The 781-nt window shown below is 46.7% G+C and carries 2 protein-coding genes; both read right to left on the bottom strand.

The window, feature by feature from the left end:
• Positions 1-288, bottom strand: a 288-nt coding sequence (locus D5R40_RS33495; RefSeq protein ID WP_205127884.1) for a S8 family serine peptidase, incomplete at its 3' end; no start/stop codon positions are given.
• A 23-nt stretch (positions 289-311) separates the two neighbouring features.
• Positions 312-692, bottom strand: coding sequence for a S8 family serine peptidase (locus D5R40_RS33490; protein ID WP_124155924.1), 381 nt, complete (start codon positions 690-692; stop codon positions 312-314).
• Positions 693-781: the final 89 nt, after the last annotated feature.

Genomic DNA, 781 nt, shown 5'->3' with positions numbered 1-781 from the left:
TAGAAAATTATCGTTGTCAAGTCGAGCAGATTCTATCTCTAATGCAGCACCTAGATTAAGTCTGGGTTTAGTAATTCCGTTGCGGTGGTCTGTAATGGGGTCGCCAGAATTAAGCATCCGTTGCAGAATTTGGTCTGGACTTTCATTGGGGAAGGCTTCACTTAAGACCGCAACTGCTCCAGCAACGTGGGGTGCTGCCATTGAAGTTCCAGGAACGTTGAATCCTCCTGCATTTATAAATGCTCCAGGTGCTAGTATGTCTAGAAACTGGGCACTGTTGGAAAACACTGCCACTCGATCTGGTACAACGTCTAAGTCGATAGAAAATTATCGTTGTCAAGTCGAGCAGATTCTATCTCTAATGCAGCACCTAGATTAAGTCTGGGTTTAGTAATTCCGTTGCGGTGGTCTGTAATGGGGTCGCCAGAATTAAGCATCCGTTGCAGAATTTGGTCTGGACTTTCATTGGGGAAGGCTTCACTTAAGACCGCAACTGCTCCAGCAACGTGGGGTGCTGCCATTGAAGTTCCAGGAACGTTGAATCCTCCTGCATTTATAAATGCTCCAGGTGCTAGTATGTCTAGAAACTGGGCACTGTTGGAAAACACTGCCACTCGATCTGGTACAACGTCCTGCTCCAGCAACGTGGGGTGCTGCCATTGAAGTTCCAGGAACGTTGAATCCTCCTGCATTTATAAATGCTCCAGGTGCTAGTATGTCTAGAAACTGGGCACTGTTGGAAAACACTGCCACTCGATCTGGTACAACGTCTAAGTCGATA

Source organism: Okeania hirsuta (genome assembly GCF_003838195.1).
In the GTDB taxonomy this organism is placed as follows: Bacteria; Cyanobacteriota; Cyanobacteriia; order Cyanobacteriales; family Microcoleaceae; genus Okeania; species Okeania hirsuta.
This window is presented reverse-complemented; position numbering and strand designations above follow the sequence as displayed.

What these genes read in the sequence shown, in the direction of transcription:
- D5R40_RS33490 (WP_124155924.1), bottom strand. Translation starts at nt 692, where the DNA reads ATGCAGGAGGATTCAACGTTCCTGGAACTTCAATGGCAGCACCCCACG.